At 69.0% G+C, this 16,957-nt stretch carries 17 protein-coding genes; 6 read left to right on the forward strand and 11 right to left on the reverse strand.

Annotated elements, in window-relative coordinates; all coding sequences use genetic code 11:
- Positions 1–434 precede the first annotated feature (434 nt).
- Positions 435–1,091 carry a putative nucleotide-diphospho-sugar transferase gene (locus AAID08_RS03320; protein ID WP_116791501.1) on the forward strand — a complete coding sequence of 219 codons (657 nt, stop codon included), beginning with the start codon at positions 435–437 and terminating at the stop codon, positions 1,089–1,091.
- Between the two features lie 13 nt (positions 1,092–1,104).
- Here AAID08_RS03320 and AAID08_RS03325 read toward each other — a convergent pair whose 3' ends face one another.
- Positions 1,105–1,824: a GNAT family N-acetyltransferase gene (locus tag AAID08_RS03325; RefSeq protein WP_395757348.1), complete on the reverse strand. Its 720-nt coding sequence runs from the start codon at positions 1,822–1,824 to the stop codon at positions 1,105–1,107.
- A 134-nt stretch (positions 1,825–1,958) separates the two neighbouring features.
- On the opposite strand from AAID08_RS03325, the gene AAID08_RS03330 reads away from it, so the two are divergent.
- Both AAID08_RS03330 and AAID08_RS03335 read left to right on the forward strand, forming a co-directional pair.
- Complete coding sequence (locus AAID08_RS03330) at positions 1,959–2,924, forward strand: GlxA family transcriptional regulator (protein ID WP_116791503.1); 966 nt, start codon at positions 1,959–1,961, stop codon at positions 2,922–2,924.
- 114 nt (positions 2,925–3,038) lie between these two features.
- A complete protein-coding gene (locus AAID08_RS03335) occupies positions 3,039–3,689 on the forward strand; it encodes a DsbA family oxidoreductase (protein WP_116791504.1) in 651 nt (216 codons plus the stop codon).
- A gap of 94 nt (positions 3,690–3,783) precedes the next feature.
- Here the strand turns inward: AAID08_RS03335 and AAID08_RS03340 are convergent, their stop codons facing one another.
- Positions 3,784–5,049 (reverse strand): hypothetical protein, encoded by a 1,266-nt coding sequence (locus AAID08_RS03340; RefSeq protein ID WP_116791505.1) that lies wholly within the window; start codon positions 5,047–5,049, stop codon positions 3,784–3,786.
- 28 nt (positions 5,050–5,077) lie between these two features.
- Entirely contained in the window at positions 5,078–6,070 is a 993-nt protein-coding gene (locus AAID08_RS03345; protein WP_395757349.1) for a Bug family tripartite tricarboxylate transporter substrate binding protein, read from the reverse strand.
- A gap of 143 nt (positions 6,071–6,213) precedes the next feature.
- Between AAID08_RS03345 and AAID08_RS03350 the strand changes: the two genes are divergently transcribed.
- Both AAID08_RS03350 and AAID08_RS03355 read left to right on the forward strand, forming a co-directional pair.
- Entirely contained in the window at positions 6,214–7,119 is a 906-nt protein-coding gene (locus tag AAID08_RS03350; protein WP_054503449.1) for a LysR substrate-binding domain-containing protein, read from the forward strand.
- 158 nt (positions 7,120–7,277) lie between these two features.
- A complete protein-coding gene (locus AAID08_RS03355; RefSeq protein WP_395757350.1) occupies positions 7,278–8,756 on the forward strand; it encodes a glutamate-cysteine ligase family protein in 1,479 nt (492 codons plus the stop codon).
- Positions 8,757–8,787: 31 nt separating this feature from the next.
- Here the strand turns inward: AAID08_RS03355 and AAID08_RS03360 are convergent, their stop codons facing one another.
- Together AAID08_RS03360 and AAID08_RS03365 are read right to left on the reverse strand one after the other, a co-directional pair.
- A complete protein-coding gene (locus AAID08_RS03360; protein ID WP_395757351.1) occupies positions 8,788–10,581 on the reverse strand; it encodes a patatin-like phospholipase family protein in 1,794 nt (597 codons plus the stop codon).
- On the reverse strand, positions 10,578–11,492 hold the full coding sequence (locus tag AAID08_RS03365) for a hypothetical protein (RefSeq protein ID WP_395757352.1): 915 nt from the start codon (positions 11,490–11,492) through the stop codon (positions 10,578–10,580). Before AAID08_RS03365 ends, AAID08_RS03360 begins: the two co-directional genes overlap by 4 nt.
- Before the next feature lie 178 nt (positions 11,493–11,670).
- Here AAID08_RS03365 and AAID08_RS03370 point away from each other — a divergent pair, with 178 nt between their 5' ends.
- On the forward strand, positions 11,671–12,090 hold the full coding sequence (locus AAID08_RS03370; protein WP_054503453.1) for a CesT family type III secretion system chaperone: 420 nt from the start codon (positions 11,671–11,673) through the stop codon (positions 12,088–12,090).
- A 27-nt stretch (positions 12,091–12,117) separates the two neighbouring features.
- Here AAID08_RS03370 and AAID08_RS03375 read toward each other — a convergent pair whose 3' ends face one another.
- Genes AAID08_RS03375 through AAID08_RS03400 form a run of 6 tightly spaced genes read right to left on the reverse strand, consistent with a single transcriptional unit; the run spans position 12,118 to position 16,939 of the window.
- Positions 12,118–12,384: an EscF/YscF/HrpA family type III secretion system needle major subunit gene (locus AAID08_RS03375; protein WP_054432779.1), complete on the reverse strand. Its 267-nt coding sequence runs from the start codon at positions 12,382–12,384 to the stop codon at positions 12,118–12,120.
- A gap of 10 nt (positions 12,385–12,394) precedes the next feature.
- Entirely contained in the window at positions 12,395–12,667 is a 273-nt protein-coding gene (locus AAID08_RS03380; RefSeq protein WP_054503454.1) for an EscE/YscE/SsaE family type III secretion system needle protein co-chaperone, read from the reverse strand.
- A 22-nt stretch (positions 12,668–12,689) separates the two neighbouring features.
- Positions 12,690–14,036, reverse strand: coding sequence for a type III secretion system inner membrane ring subunit SctD (gene sctD, locus AAID08_RS03385; protein ID WP_269873801.1), 1,347 nt, complete (start codon positions 14,034–14,036; stop codon positions 12,690–12,692).
- A gap of 25 nt (positions 14,037–14,061) precedes the next feature.
- Positions 14,062–16,155: a type III secretion system export apparatus subunit SctV gene (gene sctV, locus AAID08_RS03390; RefSeq protein WP_395757797.1), complete on the reverse strand. Its 2,094-nt coding sequence runs from the start codon at positions 16,153–16,155 to the stop codon at positions 14,062–14,064.
- Positions 16,156–16,163: 8 nt separating this feature from the next.
- Entirely contained in the window at positions 16,164–16,523 is a 360-nt protein-coding gene (locus AAID08_RS03395) for a M48 family metallopeptidase (RefSeq protein WP_054503547.1), read from the reverse strand.
- Positions 16,524–16,531: 8 nt separating this feature from the next.
- Complete coding sequence (locus AAID08_RS03400) at positions 16,532–16,939, reverse strand: hypothetical protein (protein ID WP_054503457.1); 408 nt, start codon at positions 16,937–16,939, stop codon at positions 16,532–16,534.
- Positions 16,940–16,957 lie beyond the last annotated feature (18 nt).

Raw genomic sequence — 16,957 nt, forward strand, 5'->3', positions numbered from 1 at the left:
GGCTTTGGGGCGCGTGGAAGCGTGTGCCCGTTGGTTCGTCTCGGGTGAAATTGAAAGCGCGACGAAAGCTCGATTGCGCGTTGCCGTAGGCGGATGTTTCAACGCCGCGATGGGTGTTTCCGTCGATTGCAACAAGGGCGACGCCCGGGATACCCACTCCTACACTCGGCCTGCGTTTCATGCCCCGCCGGGCGCAGTCCGAGCAGCCCGTGCTGGTGCGCGTGAACCGTGAGTGCGTGCGTGCCGCGCGTGCGTTTTGCTGTTCGCGCCACCGGCTTGCCCGCTTTATCCAGTTTTGACGGGTGAGGCTGACCATGTTCGAGTGGTTTCAACGCAAGTTTTCTGCCTGGTCGCCGGAGCACAGGCGGGTGGTGGCGAGTTTTCCGGGGCAGGGCGTCGCGTCGGGGCCGCGGGCGCCGGGCGTCGCGACCGGAATGACGGTGGCGTTCTTCACGCCCGACCGCATCTATGAAACCGAAAAGAACCGCCTGCTGCGGTCGGCCGAACGGCTGGGCTTGCCGGTCGACGCGCAAGCCATCGAGCCGGCCGGATCGTGGGTGCGCAACGCGTCCTTGAAGCCGGGCGTGCTGTTGGGCATGCGCAGGAAGCACGTCGGGCCGATGCTGTACGTGGATGTCGACGCGGTATTCCATCGCGACCCGTGGCCGGCGCTGGCCACGCTCGATTGCGATATCGCGGCGTATTACGAGCCGGACGGCCACCTGCTGAGCGGAACGCTGTTCATCAACCACACGCAGGCCGCGCTGGCGCTGCTGGAGGAATGGGCCGCGGCGTGCGCCGCGTCGCCCGATGAGTGGGATCAGTTGGTACTGGAGCGCCTGATCGCGCGGGATGCGGCCTCGGACGCGCCGCGTTTCCGGGTGGCGGTGTTGCCGGTGGCCTATTGCTGGATCTTCGACAAGACCGACAACGCGCCCTGCGCCGAGGTGTACATCGAGCACCTCCAGGCCAGCCGCGAGGCCAAGCAGCGCAAGCGCGCGTTCGGCCGGGTGGGGCGCGCCGTCCGGCGCCGCCGCGACCGGGTGCGCGAGGTGGAGCGGATCCTGTTCGGGCGCAAGCAGGCCTGGTAGCAGCGCGCGGCCTTCAAAGACCCATCAAGCCAGCCATGTCCGGCGCGGCGACGCGCTGGAGCTGGAACGTCTGCCGCGTGCGGAATCCCAGCCGTTGATAGAGCGCGATGGCGGTCGTGTTGTCGTCGCGCACATGCAGGAACGGGATGTCCCCGCGCAGTCGGATGTCGCGCCGCAGGCGGTTCATCAGGCGGACGGCCAGGCCCTGGCCACGGCAGTCCGGATCGACGCAGACGGCGCTGATCTCGACATAGCCCTCGAGCTGCATGCGTTCGCCGGCCATGGCCACCAGCCGGCCGGCGCGGCGCACGCCGAGGTAGCGGCCTGTCTCGATGTTGCGGAGCCCGAACGGGCCGGGACGCGTGGCGGCCGCCAGCGCCATCATGTCGGCGACGTCGCCGGCGTGCAGCGGCAAGGCGTGCAGCGCGTCGTCATCCACCGCGGGGGCCGGGGCCTCATCGACCATCTGGAAAAACGAGAACAACGTTTCCGACCGCAGACCGTCGACGGGCGGCAGAGCGGCCAGGGTCTGCACCAGGACAGCCTGGTCGGGGGCCATGAGCCGTTCCAGCGCCGCGAAGGCTTCGCGCGTGGTGTTGCGCAGGGCGGCGAAGGGCGCGACGTCGGGCTGGTAGCGCGCGGCCAGGCCGTCGCCCTGGCGCAGGTGCGCCTGGCGTTCGGCCAGGGCGAACCAGGCCGGGTTGTCGAGTCGGGATTGATCGGGGTGTGGCATGGCGGATCTCGCTTGCAGGGGGGCCGGCCACCACGCTTGGAGGAGGGCCGGCAGGTCAGGTCTGCAGGCATTCTAGACAGCGGGAAGGGAGGCAATCTATAGTCGTAAATGACAATATTTGAGCCATTTACGACATGCGTCTGTGCATTCTCGCCCTGGATGGGGTGTTCGATACCGGCCTGACGGCGCTGCTCGATACGTTCGACACCGCCAATGAACTGGCGGCGCTGCAATCAGATGCGCCGGCGCCGTTCGAGGTGACCGTGGCGGGGGTGGGCAAGCGCATTCGCACCGCGTTGGGACTGTCGATGGCGGTGCAGCCGGCCGGCGGCGTGGCGCGCCCGGATTGGGTGGTGGTGCCGGCGCTGAACGCCAAGACGCCGCCCAAGCTGGTGGCCGCGCTGGAGCGGCCCGACGTGAACCGGGCCAAGGCGCAGTTGCGGGCGTGGCGCGCGCAGGGGATCGGCGTGGCGGCGGCGTGCATCGGCACTTTCGTGGTGGCCGACAGCGGCCTGCTCGACGGGCGGGACGCGACCACGACGTGGTCGCTGGCGCCGCTCTTTCGTGAGCGTTATCCGGCCGTGCGGCTGGACGACTCGCGCATGATCGTTGCCGGCGATGGCATGGTGACGGCGGGGGCGGCGATGGGGCACCTGGATTTGGCACTGTGGCTGATGCGGCAGGCCAGCCCGGAACTGGCGGCGACGGTGGCGCGCTTCCTGCTGATCGACAATCGTTCCTCGCAGGCGCAGTACATCATCCCGGACTTCCTGGCGCATGCGGATCCATTGGTGGCGCGCTTCGAGCGCTGGGCGCGCGAGAACCTGTCCAGCGGGTTTTCGTTGCAGCAGGCGGCGGGTGCGTTGCGGGTGCACGCAAGAACCCTGCAGCGGCGCACCGAGCTGGTGCTGGGCAAATCGCCGCTGGCCTTCGTGCAGGACCTGCGGGTGCAGCGCGCGCGTCAGTTGGTGGCCAACGGCTGCGACCTGGACAGCGTGGCCGCGCAGGTAGGGTATGCCGACACGTCGACGCTGCGCAGCCTGTTGCGCAGGAAGCTCGGGCGGGGCGTGCGGGAGCTGCGGCGCGACCTGGGCGCCTGATGCGTGCGCGATGCGCGGCTGAGCATCGTTCGGGCCGGCCCTGGCGCATCCAGGGTTTTTTGATCGCGCCAGCGCGCTTTGGTCTACGCTAGCTCTCTGTTCCCGGAGAGTTCCATGTCCAAGATCACTGTTGATTTCGTGTCCGATGTCGCCTGCCCCTGGTGCGCGGTCGGGTTGGGCGGCCTGTTGACCGCGATCGAGCGGGTGGGCGACGAGGCCGAGGTCGAGCTGCATTTCCGGCCGTTCGAGCTGAATCCCGACATGCCCAAGGGCGGGCAGAACACCATCGAGCGCCTGATGGCCAAGTATGGCTACAGCCGCGAGCAGGTGCAGGCCAATCGCAAGGTGATCAGCGAGCGCGCCGCGGCGGTCGGGATGCGCATGCGCATGGGCGACGACAATCGTTCGTTCAATACCTTCGATGCCCATCGCCTGCTGCACTGGGCCGGCCTGGAGGGCCAGGGCAGCCAGACGGCGCTGAAGAAACGCCTGCTGGAGACCTATCACTACGACAACCAGGACACCAGCGACGTCGAGGTGCTGGTGCAGGCGGCGGCGGACGCCGGGCTGGACGCGGCCCAGGCGCGCGCGGTGCTGGCCTCGGGCCGCTACAGCGAAGAGGTGCGCAAGGAAGAGGCCGAATGGCGCGACCGCGGCATCACTTCGGTGCCGTCGGTGATCCTGAACGGCAAGTACCTGGTGTCCGGCGGCCAGCCGGCCGACGTGTTCGAGCAGGCGCTGCGCCAGGTGGCACGCGAGGGGTGAGCGATGGGCGGCACGACGCGGTCTGCATGACCGGGAGACCGCCGCGTCATTGCCGCGCGACGGCCGTCCCGGGCTTTTCCATGCGGCGGCCGGCTCAGGCTTTCACGATCGGCGCGACGTCCAGCACGTACATCTGGCGTTCGCCTTCGTGCACTGAATCCACGCACACCTGCGTGCCGTCACGGCTCCAGCGCGGGTGCAGGTCACAGCGGTTTTCCTTGGACAGCGAAGGATCGGCGTAGAAGCTGCCGAGGTCGTGGCGCTGCCCGGTGCGCATGTCGTAGAGGAACAGGATGCGCTCGTGGGTGAGCGGATCGGGATAGGTGTCGCTCAGCAGCCAGCGGCTGTCCACCGGTGAAAACGTCATGTGGCCGTTCTCGGTGAGGACGCCGTCGCCCACCACTTGCACCTGGCCGCCGTCGGCATCTTCGTACAGGTGGTAGTGGATGCGGCCGGCATGCGGTCCCCAGACGATGATCGAGCGGTCGTCGCGCCAGAGCGGATGCGAGATCTGGTATTCCGATTTCTCGTAGTCGAAGGTGCCGACGGCGGCCGGGTCGAAGTCGTCGGCCAGCTGCGGCAGCGGATGATCGGAACACTCCAGCAGGCGCATGTCGCTGCCGTCCGGGTTCATGGTGATGAGGCGGTGCAGGAAGCAAGTCTCGTCCTCGACGCGCTCGGTCCAGCGATGCAGGAACAGGATGCGCGTCGACGAGGGGTTGACCTCGATGTGGCTGACCCAGTGGATGGCGCGTTCCATCGAGGCGCGCGGATGGAAGTTGCGCAGGTCGGCGTAGCTGACCAGCAGGCGGTGGGCGCCGCTGTCCAGATCGAGCGTGTGGATGCCGTCGTCGGCCGGCGCGTTGGCCACCGGCGCGGGCCCGTGTTCGCTGTAGCCGATGGTCTGGTGCGTGATGTAGAGCCGGCGGTAGTCCACGCACAGCGCGTAGCGGCTGTCGGGGGCGGCGACGTAGATCGGCAGCGGCAGGTAGCGCGTCTGGCCGGTGACGAGGTTGTGGACCGCCGAGCGGAATCCGGGATAGAAGCCGCCATCGTCGTCGCGCCGGCAGTTGTAGATCAGCTGCGGCTCGGCCTGGCCATCCAGCCACTGCAGCTGGCAGCCCATCTGCCAGTTCCAGGCGGTGGTGGCGCCGACGGCGTGGTAGCGCTCGCCGTCGTGCAGGTCGAAGTAGCCGACCTCGGCGCGCAGTTCGGGCGTGAGCCGGGCATCCTTGACGGGCACGCGGTTGGCCAGCAGGTAGCGGCCGCCGCGATCCCAGACGGTCTTGTTGTAGTAGCCGAAGAAGTGATGGCCTGGCGGGCCGCCCAGGCGGCGGCAGGCGATGGCGGGAGTGGTCATGCGGTTCGTCTGTCTATGAAAAATGGGTTCAACCAGCGCTGATGTGCTCGGCCTCGATGACCTTGTTCCAGCGGGCGCGTTCGCGTTCGACGAAGGCGCGCGCCTCGGCGGGACTGTTGCCCACCGGCGTCATGCCCAGGTGCTCGAGGCCGGCGCGGAACTCGGGGTCGGCGTAAACGCGGCGTAGGTCGGCGCTGAGCTTGTCGATCAGCGCGTCGGGCACGTCCCTGCCGGCGGCCAGGGTGGTCCAGGAGGTCACGGTCAGGCCGGGCAGGCCGGCCTCGGCGGCGGTGGGGACGTCGGGCAGCGCGGGAGATCGCCTGGCGCCAGTGATGGCCAGCGCCTTGAGCTTGCCGGTCTGGATGTAGCCGATGGTGGTGGGCACGTTTTCGAACAGTAGCTGGATCTGGCCGCCGATCAGGTCGTTGATGGCGGCGGAGCTGCCGCGATAGGGAATGTGCGCGATCGGGGCCTGCGCGGCCATTTTGTAGAGTTCGCCTACCATATGCACCGAGGAGCCGACGCCGGCCGAGCCGAAATGCAGGTTGTCGGGGCTGGCCTTGGCCTGGGCGGTCAGTTCGGCCAGGGTGTTGGCCTGGAGCGTCGGACTGGCCACGACCACGTGCGGCATTTCGGCGACGATGGTGATGACCTTGAGGGCGTCTGCCGGGCGGTAGTTCAGATGCTTGTAGACGCCGTAGGTGGCGTGCAGGCCGATGGAGCCGAGCAGCAGGGTGTAGCCGTCGGGGTCGGATTCGGCGACGAATTTGCCGCCGATGTGGCCGCCGGCGCCGGGCCGGTTCTCGACCACGACCGGCTGGTTGTAGAGCTGGCCCAGGTACTTGGCCAGCAGCCGCCCCTGGATGTCGGAGCTGCCGCCGGCGGTGAACGGCACGATGATCCGTAACGGGCGGTCCGGATAATTGCCCTGGGCCTGGGCGGCGAACGGCAGGGCCGCGCTCGCCAGGGTCAGGCAGAAGGCTTGCAGGACGCGGCGGCGCCAGGGATGGCTTGAACGCATGGTATTTCCCCTACAGCGGTTGGTTTTGGGTCGGGATGCGGGTGGGAGGCACCTTAGGAGCCACGAGTGTAGGAGTCGCTAAGTATTTGAAAAAATTCTTTTTTCGGCATAGTCTATGCAAGTTTGCTATACCCTGTGACCCCATGAGCCGACCGCTGAATTTCCGTCAGATCGAAGCCTTCCACGCGGTAATGCTGGCCGGCACCACCACCGGCGCGGCGCAGATGCTGCGCACCACGCAACCGTCGGTGAGCCGCCTGCTGGCGCAGGCGCAGCAGGCCAGCGGCCTGAAACTGTTCGACATGGAGCGCGGCCGCCTGCGGCCGACGCGCGAGGCCAAGGACCTGTTCGATACGGTCAAGCGGCACTTCGTCGGCCTGGAGCGCATCGAGGACCGCGTGGCCGCCATGCGCCGCAGCGGCAGCGGGGTGTTGCGGCTGGCCTGCACGCCGGCGCTGGGCCTGGGCATGCTGCCCGGGGCGGTCGAGGAATTCGCGCAGCGCTATCCCGACGTGCACATCAACATGCAGACCGTGGGCAGCCAGTATCTGCGCGAGGGGCTGCTGCACGGCACCTACGACGTGGTGGTGACGACCGTGCCGCTGGACGGCGCGCACCTGGCGCTGCAAAGCCTGCACGAAAGCGCGGCGGTCTGCGTGATGCGGCCGGACCATCCGCTGGCGGCGCTGCCGGCCATCGGCATCGCCGACCTGAACGAGCGCCGGCTGCTGGTGCTGAACGCCGACGACGACGTCTACCTGCAGTTGCGCGGCGCGATGCTGGCGCACCAGGTGCAGCCGGTGTCGGAAATCGAGACCACCTATTCATCGACGATCTGCGCGCTGGCCGCGGCCGGCACCGGCCTGGGGATCGTCAATCCGTATATCGCCGATGTCTTCGCGCAGCAGTTGGCGATACGGCCGTTCACGCCGAAGCTGCCGGTGCGCGTCTGCATGGCCTATCCGGCGCAGACTGCGCCTTCGGTGGTGACCGAGGCCTTCGTCGACATCCTGACGCGGCGCTTCCACGATATGGCCGAGCCCGCCTGAGGCCAGCTCGGCGGCCGCCGGGGAACGGCGGCGCCATCGGTGTTACTCAGCATGCGGCGCGCCCTGCGCCAGAAGAACAAGGAGACAGTCTTGAAGCTCGCCGCCATCCCTTGGGTTCCGGGTATCCGGCCCCGCCCGCGCGCCGCCGGAGCGGCGCGATGACGCCGCGCGCGGGACGCACGCTGGGGCTGGAGATGGAAATGGCGGTGGCGCGGCGCGATTCCGGCGCCAGCCATGCGGTGGGCTGCTACTTCGAGGCGTTGGCCGCGATCAAGGCGGCGCGCGGCGAGGCGCCGGATCTGTCGCGCATCGGCGAGCGCGTCGTGGGCTTGTCGGTGGCGGCCGGCGAGAGCGGCCTGGACAACGGCTTCAATCTGCTCGAGACCGCGTTCGCGCCGGTGTCCGAGGACGACGGCGGGCTGGCCGAGCTGGCGCGGCGCGCCACGCGGGAGCTGCACGACGCCTGCCGCGCGCTGGAGGCGGAAGGCGCGGTGCTGCTGAATGCGTCGGAACATCCGGACTGCACGCTGGACCCGTCGTGGTACGCGACGGTGCACGTGCCTCGGCCGATCTACCGCGAGCTGGTGGGCCATCGTGAATGGCTGCATCGCGTGGGGATCGATGCGAAAGCCCAGAACAGCCCCTGCACGTCGGTGGACGTGACCCAGGCGGCGCGCGCGCTCAATGTGGTGCTGGCGCTGGCGCCGGCCAGCATCGCGATCTTCGCCAATAGTCCGCTGGAGAACGGCCGCTCGACCGGCCTGAAGGAGAACCGGCTGACGGTGTGGGATCGCATGTTCCGCCATTCGCGCTATGCCGGCGACCACCACTTGCAGCGCCTGCCCGAACGGCCGTTCGTCGACCTGGGCGATTATTTCCGCTGGATGTTCGCGCCCGGCACCGCCAGCCGCTGCCTGCCGCTGGCGACGGAGGAAGGCTACAAGTCGGCCACCGGCGTGTACCTGCGTGGTTCGCCCTGCCTGTCGGCGTTCCTGGCGTCGGATGGCTGGCCGGGCCTGCGCACGGACACCGGCGAGGACGTCACCATCGCGCCGCAGGGCGCGCATTTCGAGTATTCGCAGTTCGCGCATTTCCTCGATGCGCGGTGGCGCTATCGGCTGGCGACGCCGCCGTCGCTGGAGGCGCTGCGCGAAGCCTGGCGCCGGCCCGGCGGCATCGAGGAGCTGTACGCGCGCCTGGGGGCCAGCGGCTATATCGAAGGCCGCGCGCCGGGCGCTGGCTTCGCCGACGCGCAATTGCTGCGCGAGGCGGGGCGCGAGGTCGCGGCGACGCTGGTGATGGCGCCGTCCGCGTTGCAATTGGGGTTGATGCGCAACCTGCCACAAGCCGAGGATCTGCTGCGGTCTTGGGGCTGGCTGCGGCTGCGGGCCATGCGCGCCGACGCCATGCGCGACGCGCTGCACGATCCCGCGGTGCATGCGCTGGCCGGCGAGGTGCTGGCGGTGGCCGAAGGCGGGCTGGCGCCGCGGGAACGCCATTGGCTGGGTTATGCGCGCTATGCGGTGGACGCGCGCAGCAGCGGCGCAGACCGGCTGCTGCGCCTGTGGCGCGAGCTCGAGGGCGATCCGCGCCGCCTGGCCAAGGTCTGCGAGGCCAGGGCGGTGGTGCCGCTCTGAACGTGCGAGTCCCCGGCCGGACCGGCGCGGTTCAGGCCAATTGCGGCATCAGTCCCGGCCCGGGGGGCGGGACGTTGTCCAGCAGCGCCAGCAACTGCCGTTGCAGGCCGTCCGGCGCGGCGCCGGTGCGCAGCGCCTGCTTTTCGCTGTCGGTCAACAGGCCCGCCAGGTCCGCCAGGCTGTCGCATTCCATCGAGTAGGCCTGATGCGTGCGCACCGCGATCTGCTCCAGCGACTTCCAGGCCGACAGCATGTGGGCCTGGTGCTGGACCTCGTCGCTGATGTTCGAGGTCAGCGTGCTGATGCCGCCGTGGAACACCGGCAGCGCGTTCGGCCCGGCCGTCCATATCTTCTGCTTGTCGGCGAAATCGGCGCCGGCCTGGTCGGGGTGGCTGGTGATCAGGTTGACGAAGAACGACTTGATCTTGCCCAGCACGCCGGGCGTCGGCGCCTGCGGCGGGCCGCCGTGCATGATCTGGTAGGCCTTGCCGTTTTCGTCGAAGGTCAGCAGCAGGGTGCGGGCCTGCGTCTGGCCGAGCGAGTCACCGGTCAGGGCGGTGGGCACGCCCTGCGCGTCCTTCGGATGGGTGAAGACCTCGGACGGCATGTTGCTGCCGATGCCGCCATCGGCGTAGACCTTCTTGCCGCCGTCGGCCGTCTCCACCGACACCGCCTTGAACGCGATCGGGAACGACATCGACATGCGCGCGGCATAGGCGATCGGCATGTCCGGCGCGCTGTCGGCGTCGAAGTATTCCTCGACCTGGTCGGTCTTGTTCCAACCGGTGAGCGTCAGCTGCTTGAACTTGTCGGGCGCCAGCGTGTTCAGCAGCTTCAGGTCGCCGAACGTGATCATGCTGTCCTTGTGTTCCTGCTCGAAGTCCGGGAGCTGCTGCAGGCGGCTGAGGCGTTCGAGCTGGCGGTCGCTCAGCTGGCCCTGGCCGGCGAGCGCGACCAGCTTGTCCTGGAACGCATGGGTGTTCCAGTGCGTCGTCAGGTAGTCGTGCACGCTGCGCGCGGTGGTCTGGTCGACCACCTTCAAGGAAGCGACGGCGGGCGCCAGGCCGCCTTCCATCTTCAGGTCGGGATAGATGCGCGCCAGGTCGCTGCCGCCCTTGAGCGCATCGAGCATGCCCGGGCGGAACAGGGCGTCGGCCGGCCCCTGCTCGAACTGCGCGGCGCTCAGGCCCGCCGCCAGGCAGGTGGCGGTGAGGGCGCCGGCGGACGAGCCCGACAGGTGCTTGAGGCCGGCCAGCATGCCGGTCTTTTCCATCTGGTCCAGGCCGGCGCTGTAGCCGATGCCCTTGGCGCCGCCGCCGCGCAGCGCCATATTCTCGAGCTGCGGCGCGGGGCGGATGACGACGTATTTGTCGCCGCGGGGAATGATCTGCGGACGGGTGTCGGCCTGCGGCAGGTTGGACATCAGTTCCGAGCGGGCCGCATCCACTTTCAGCCGGTCCAGCGCCATGGCGGCGGACTTGCCGGCGGATTTCATGGCGCTGGCGAAGTCCTTGCCATCGACCGAGCCGTCCTGCCTGCGCGGCAGCGCGTCGAAGGAGCGCTGGACGATGGACTCGAAGCGCGTCTGCACGTCGCCGGCGAAGCTCTCGATGCCCTTGGGGCCCATCATGTTGGCGAGCGCGCTGGTCTCCTGCATGAAGTACTGTTCGAACGAGCGCTTGGCCGCGTCGACGTGGGCGGCGTCGGTGTCGGGCGTGACGAACAGGCCCTTGAGCTGGCCCAGCAGCGAGGTCGGCGCCTGTGCCGGTGGTTGCCATACGGAGGCCGCGGCGCTGTTCTGGATGGCGCTGGAGATACCGTTCATGCGAGTGCCCCCGGTGCGGCGGCGCCCATGGCGCCGGCCGATATGCCAAAGGAGATCTGCGCGCCTTCCAGCGCCAGGTCGCGCACCAGGGCGCGCGTGTCCTGCGCTTGCGCCACCTGGTATTGCAGCCAGCGCGGCCAGGTGTCGTCATCGAGCCGGTGCAGCGCGATCCGGCCGGTGCCGGTCACGAACTGGCGGCTGTCCAGGCCCATCACGTAGGCGTGGCCGAGCAACGCGTTCTGGTTGATGAGCAGCGCGCCCTTGATGACGGCGCGGCGCAGGCTGCCCTGCAGCGTGGCGGCGTCGTGCACGAAGAAGTCGGTGAGCAGCCGCTGGTTGTCGGGATGCAGCGTGACGCGGCCGGGTAGGTCGTCGAACAGCAGATCGAACTGGCGCGCGCCGCTGGGCAGCGTGTCCAGTCCGCAGGCCTGCGCCAGCCGCGCCAGGTCGCGCTCGGCCTGGCGCGCGTCGCCTTGCGGGCCGCGCGGAAGCGTCGCGGGCGGGGTGGCGTCGGGATCGGGACGGGCCAGGCGGTCGAGTTCGCGCAGCAGCGCGTCGGCGATGTCGTGCAACGCCTGGGTGTCGCAGGCCGCATATAGTGGCAGGCTCAGGCTCGGACCCAACTCCGGCGAGATGCCGCCGATCAGGCCGGCGCCCAGGCGCGTATCGAAGCTGCGGCGCAGCAGCGCTTCGCCCTGCGGGTCATCGAAGCCGGGCGCGTCGTTGAAGGCGTGGCGCCAGGCGGTGAGCACCACGCTGCCGTCTTGCGCGTTGCGCGTCATGCCGAGTTGATGATGGTCGTCCAGCGGGACGGCCCATTGCGCGGGCTGTTCGGTGTCGCTGGAATCGACATGCGCCTGCGCGTATTGGGCCGCGGCCCGCGCGAAGTCGGAGAGGGAGTTGTGCGCCATGGGAAGCTCGCGAAGTGGGAATCACCCCCTGAGTAACAGCTCCATGCCTTCCGGTTCCGTGCCGGGGCCTGGGATTCGCGCGGCGCGGGTGCCATAATGTCGGCTCATCCATCTTGCGCTTCGAGCGGCCGCGCCCGCGTGGCCCCCTGTTACCGTGTCAGACCCTCAATTCGCCCAAGTGCTTTCCGAACTCGGCCAGGCGCTGGGCATTCCCGCGCTGGCGCCCGCGGAGGGTGGCCTGTGTCAGTTGGCATTCGATGGTCGCCATCTGGTGCAATTGATGGCGCATGGCGCGCGCGGCCAGATCCTGTTGTCGTGCGCGGTCGGCGGGGGCAGGATGGACGGCGCGCTGGCGCTGCTTGCCGCACAGGGCAACTTCCTGCAGGCCGGCGGCGGCGTGGTGGCGTGCGCGGCCCCTGACGGCCGCATGCACCTGCAGTTGGGCCTGCCGCGCGAGCAATGCGGCGCGGATGCGCTGCTGGCCGCGATCGATGCGCTGCTCAACCAGGTCGAGGCCTGGGAGAAGCGCGCCGCGCGCGCCGAGCCGGGCGCTGACGCGCCGTGGCGCAATCCCGCCTTCATGATGCAATCGGTCTGAACCCGCGTGGCGGGCGCCGGGGCCGGCTTAGCTGGCTTTCTGGATCACGCCCTTGAGCGAGTCCGCGATCTGCTTGGTGATCGTGCTCTGGATCTCGATCAGCATGGTCCATTGCTGCACCTGTTGCTGCATCTTCAGCATATCTGCTTGCGACACGCTGCCGTCGGCGTTGGTGCGCAGGTTGGACAGCGTCGTCTGCAGGTTGCTTTCCTGCGACCGGATGCTGTCATAGATCGTGCTGTTCACGCTGTTGAAATTCAGGCCGGACGAGCCGGTCAATCCGTTCAATGCCATGATGCGTCTCCTAGCGATTAAGGGGGGAGAAAGGGGCGGACGGCGCGGCGCCGGCATCCCGGGGGTCAAGCTGCAGCGCGGCCAGCACCTCGCGCGCGGCGGCGGCGGCCTGTGCCACCGCCTGGTATTGCTGGAACGCGACCGGCACCAGGCCAGAAGCCAGGCGCTGGTTGGCGCTTTGCTCCAGTTCGGCGAGGCGCTGCGCCAGCGCGGCGCGCAACGCGGCGCCGCCAGGGGCGGCCAGGCGTTGTTCCAGTTCGGTCAGGGCGGTCGTATCGGTCATGGCGGCAGAGTCGGTTGGGATGTCAGCGCGTCACGATGGCGCTGCGCGGGCCTTCGAAAATGATTCGGGTGTTCTCCACGGCGACCAGGCGGTACTTGCGGTAGACGCCGCCCACCAGCAGCTTGCTGCCGTCTTCCAGCACGATGAAGGGCTGAGGCCCGCCGACCACGCTGCGGATCACGAACGGCACGCTGTCGGCCGCCGGCGAGGCGCTGGCCGCGGCCAAGCGGGCCACGCCGAGATGGGCCTGGTTGAATTCGTTCAGCACGTCCTGCAGTCGGACCTGCTGATCGTCGTCGAGCGCGCCCGCGGCGATTTCCAGGTGGTCGGGCTTCCACGCGAGGGTGACGCCGGATAGGCCGGCGTCCACCAACTGGCTGGAGAGGGCGTCGCTGAGTTGCTGCGTCAACGCGATGCCATTGCCCAGCACCGTCATGCCGGGCAACTGCGCCCGCAGGGTATCCAGCGCAGACGCGCGTTCGCGCGCGCTGCTGGCGATGCCGACGACATTCAGGCGGCCGTCGCCTTCATACCGCGGGTCATAGCGCACATTGAACGCGCGCAGGGCCGCGCGGGCGGTGCGCACCACCTCGTCCTCGTTGCTGATGCGCAGGGCGGGCATGGGCCAGATCTGCGACAGCGCCGAGGCCACGGCGTCCTGTTCGGCGGCGTTGCGCACCCATCCCGACACCGTCACCACGCCGTCGCGCGCCATCGAGACGTGCAGGCGCGAGGCCAGGCCCATGCGCTCGAACACCGCCGAGATCTGCCCCACGGATTTCTCCGCGGCCGCCAGGCGCGGATCCACCTGCGGCGCGCGGGTGGCGCTGGATTGCGGCATCAGGGTCAGGGCGATGGCCACGAAGATGGTCAGCACGACCGCGGCCAGGCCCAGCACCATGGGCCAGGAGTCGCGCTTGCGACGCCGACCCTGCGCAGGCGGCAGCGGCAGGCGCCGCTCCAGTTGACGCTCTTCTTCGCTGGTCGGCGCCGCGCCCGCAGGCGGGGGAGGCGATGTCGCCGTGGCGGGAGCATCCGGCTCGGCCGCGCCGCGCGCCAGCGCATCGTTGGCGGCATCGGGGGCGTTGGCCCAGGGGTCGCCGCGCCGGGCCACCGTGATCCAGACCGGACCCAGCGGCACCGGCCGGTTGAACGGCGTGCCGGGCATCCCGTTGGGCGCGCCGTCGTCCAGCGACAGGTCCCAGCCGCCTTCGCCGATGCGCACGCGCGCGGCGCGCGGACCCATGCCGTCGTCGGCCAGCACGATGTCGCAGGCCGGGTCGGCGCCCAGCACCGCGCCGTCCGCGACCTGGCAGCGGGCATCGCGATGCAGCCCGGACAGTACGCGCAATTCCAGCGCTTCGCTCATGAGGGGGCTCCGGTTGCGGGGGCGTTCACAGGTCCACCCTGGCCAGCGGCTGTACGTTGATCTCCTGCGTCAGCTCCTGGTAGGACAGCACCGGCAATTCGTACAGGTCCTGCTCGATCATCTTGCGCAGGTAGCGGCGGATGTCCATCGAGGTCAGCAGCACGGGCTTTTGCGCGGCGGCGGCCAGGTCGCCGGTGGCGCGCTTGATGTTGTCCACCAGCTTGCGCGAGGCATTGGGATCGAGCGCCAGGTAGCTGCCGGCCGAGGTCTGGCGGATGGCGCCGCGCACGGTCTCTTCGACATTGGGCGCCAGCAGGTAGGCGGGCAGGATGTTCTGGCCGCTGGAATACTTGTAGCTGATATGCCGCTTGAGCGAGACGCGCACGTATTCGGTCAGCAGCACCGAGTCCTTCTCTTTCTGGCCCCATTCGATCAGCGCTTCCAGCACCGCGCGCAGGTTGCGCACCGAGATATCCTCGGACACCAGCCGCTGCAGGATCTCGGCGATCTTCTGCACCGGCATCACGCGCAGCGCTTCCTTGACCAGATCGGGGAAGCGGTCTTCCATCGCCGTCAGCAGGAAGCGCGTCTCCTGGATGCCGATGAAGTCCGACGAGTATTTCTTCAGCACGAAGGCCAGATGCCAGGTCAGCACCTGGTGCGGGTCCAGGAACGGAATGCCGGCGGCCGACAGCGTCAGCGCCAGGCCGGCGTCGACCCACAGCGTGGGGATGTTTGGCAGGAAGCGCTTGTCGGTTTCGTAGGGCACCTGCAGCGCCTGCAGGTTCTGTTCCGTGTCGCGCACCAGCACCGCGCCCGGCCGCAGCTTGCCTTGCGATACCGGCACTTCGGACAGCAGGATGTTGTAGGTGTCTGCGGGCAGCGCGTCGTTGAAGCGCAGTTGGATGCCGGGGAACGGCACGCCCAGGTCGAAGTAGAGCGCGCGGCGGATCTTCAGCAGTTCCTCGTTCAGTTCATCGGCGTCGAAGCTGCGCTGCAGCGCGGCGGCCACGTCGATCATCAGCGGCAGCGTGGGCGCGAATTCTGCGCTGCCGTCGGCGCGCGGCCTGGCCTGCGGCTTCTGGCCGTCGGCCGCCAGCGCCGGGATCTCGGTGATTTCGCCGGTCTTCTCGTCCACCACCTTGCGCGTGCCGCGCAGCAGCACGAAGCCGATGGTGCCCACCACCGCCGCCAGCGCCAGGAAGGTCAGGGTGGGCATGCCGGGGATCAGGCCCATGCCGACGGCGATGGCGGCGGCGATCAAGAGCGCGCGCGGCTGCGCCAGCACCTGGGCGCCGATGTCCTTGCCGACGTTGGAGGGGCCGTCGCCGGTCTGCACCCGGGTCACGATGATGCCGGCGCAGATGGCGATGAACAGGGCCGGAATCTGCGCGATCAGGCCGTCGCCGATGGTCAGGATGGAATACACCTGCACCGCTTCGCCGGCGGACAGGCCGCGCTGCATGGTGCCGATGAGAATGCCGCCAAGCAGGTTGACCGCGACGATGATGAGGCCGGCGATGGCGTCGCCCTTGACGAACTTCATGGCGCCGTCCATGGCGCCGTACAACTGGCTTTCCTTTTCCACCACCGAGCGGCGCTTGCGCGCCTCGTCCATGTCGATGGTGCCGGCGCGCAGGTCGGCGTCGATCGACATCTGCTTGCCGGGCATGGCGTCCAGCGAGAAGCGCGCCGCCACCTCGGCCACGCGCTCGGCGCCCTTTGTGATCACGACGAACTGCACGATGGTGAGGATCAGGAACACCACCAGGCCGACGATCAGGTTGCCGCCGACCACGAAGTTGCCGAAGGTCTCGATGATGTGGCCGGCGTCGCCCTGCAGCAGGATCAGGCGGGTGGTGGCGATCGAGATGCCCAGGCGGAACAGCGTGGTGACCAGCAGCACCGACGGGAATGACGAGAACGCCAGCGGCGACGGCAGGTACATGGCCACCATCAGCAGGATCGCCGACAGCGTCATGTTGGCGCCGATCAGCACGTCGACCAGCGTCGTCGGCAGCGGCAGGATCATCATGAAGATGATCGAGACGATCAGGACCGCCAGGACGATATCGTTGCGGCTGGTGGCGGCGGCGACGACGCGGTTCAGGGCTTGCATGGGTCGGCTCACGTCGTTTCCGCTTCGGTGGGCGCGGCCGCCGGGGCGGGGCGCAGGGCAACGTAGGCGCGCATGGCCGCGGCGGCCTCGTCGCGCCGCTCCAGGGCCAGCAGGGCCTGCGAGCGGATCAGGTGGAACGGCGCGTCGACGCCGCCCTGCATGGCCAACTGGTCCAGCGTCGACAGGGCCGCGTCGGGCTTGCCGGCGCGCAATTGCGCCAGCGCCAGGGTGGCGAGCTGGCGGGCGTCGGCCTGTCCCAGGGTGCGTAGCGCGTTCAGCACCACCGCGGTCTTTTCGGGCCGGTTGTTTTCCAGGTAGACATAGGCCAGCAGGCTGAGCAGCTCACGGGCGTCGGGGGGCAGGGGCATGGCGGCGGTCATCCCTGGTACAGCGCGCTGCGGTACATGGCGACCAGGTCGCGCAGGCCGGCCTCGTCCTTGAGCAGCCGCACGGCGCGATTCAGCGCCCGGGCATCCTCGGGATTGTGGTCCTGGCTTTGTTCGGCCGCGGCGGACAGGCCTTCCAGCGTCGCCTGCAGGGCCTGCGCGAACTTGCCGGGCAGCAGCAGGTCGCGGTTGGCGACCGTGGGGCGCAACTGGCTGTCGAGGTAGCGGTCGATGTTCGGCGTGTCGAGCAGTTGGGCCAGTTGCGCCTTGACGCCCTCCGCCGGCGGGGCCAGTTCCTGGCGTTCGGGCAGGTGCTGGCCGGCGGCCTCGCGGCCGGCGTAGGTGATGCCGTCCAGTCCCCGGTCGAAGGCGAAGCCGCTGATGCGCATATCGGACATGGTGCGAGGGTCTCCGTT

Source organism: Achromobacter sp. EB05 (genome assembly GCF_044232075.1).
Taxonomy (GTDB): Bacteria; Pseudomonadota; Gammaproteobacteria; order Burkholderiales; family Burkholderiaceae_B; genus Achromobacter; species Achromobacter dolens.

Bases quoted from the DNA above. Each gene is read 5' to 3' on its own strand.
- AAID08_RS03320 (WP_116791501.1), top strand. From the start codon at position 435: ATGACGGTGGCGTTCTTCACGCCCGACCGCATCTATGAAACCGAAAAG.
- AAID08_RS03330 (WP_116791503.1), top strand. From the start codon at position 1,959: ATGCGTCTGTGCATTCTCGCCCTGGATGGGGTGTTCGATACCGGCCTG.
- AAID08_RS03340 (WP_116791505.1), bottom strand. From the start codon at position 5,049: ATGACCACTCCCGCCATCGCCTGCCGCCGCCTGGGCGGCCCGCCAGGC.
- AAID08_RS03400 (WP_054503457.1), bottom strand. From the start codon at position 16,939: ATGTCCGATATGCGCATCAGCGGCTTCGCCTTCGACCGGGGACTGGAC.
- AAID08_RS03335 (WP_116791504.1), top strand. From the start codon at position 3,039: ATGTCCAAGATCACTGTTGATTTCGTGTCCGATGTCGCCTGCCCCTGG.
- AAID08_RS03375 (WP_054432779.1), bottom strand. From the start codon at position 12,384: ATGGCATTGAACGGATTGACCGGCTCGTCCGGCCTGAATTTCAACAGC.
- AAID08_RS03380 (WP_054503454.1), bottom strand. From the start codon at position 12,667: ATGACCGATACGACCGCCCTGACCGAACTGGAACAACGCCTGGCCGCC.
- AAID08_RS03350 (WP_054503449.1), top strand. From the start codon at position 6,214: ATGAGCCGACCGCTGAATTTCCGTCAGATCGAAGCCTTCCACGCGGTA.
- AAID08_RS03365 (WP_395757352.1), bottom strand. From the start codon at position 11,492: ATGGCGCACAACTCCCTCTCCGACTTCGCGCGGGCCGCGGCCCAATAC.
- AAID08_RS03355 (WP_395757350.1), top strand. From the start codon at position 7,278: ATGACGCCGCGCGCGGGACGCACGCTGGGGCTGGAGATGGAAATGGCG.
- sctD (WP_269873801.1), bottom strand. From the start codon at position 14,036: ATGAGCGAAGCGCTGGAATTGCGCGTACTGTCCGGGCTGCATCGCGAT.
- sctV (WP_395757797.1), bottom strand. From the start codon at position 16,155: ATGCAAGCCCTGAACCGCGTCGTCGCCGCCGCCACCAGCCGCAACGAT.
- AAID08_RS03395 (WP_054503547.1), bottom strand. From the start codon at position 16,523: ATGCCCCTGCCCCCCGACGCCCGTGAGCTGCTCAGCCTGCTGGCCTAT.
- AAID08_RS03345 (WP_395757349.1), bottom strand. From the start codon at position 6,070: ATGCGTTCAAGCCATCCCTGGCGCCGCCGCGTCCTGCAAGCCTTCTGC.
- AAID08_RS03325 (WP_395757348.1), bottom strand. From the start codon at position 1,824: ATGCCACACCCCGATCAATCCCGACTCGACAACCCGGCCTGGTTCGCC.
- AAID08_RS03360 (WP_395757351.1), bottom strand. From the start codon at position 10,581: ATGAACGGTATCTCCAGCGCCATCCAGAACAGCGCCGCGGCCTCCGTA.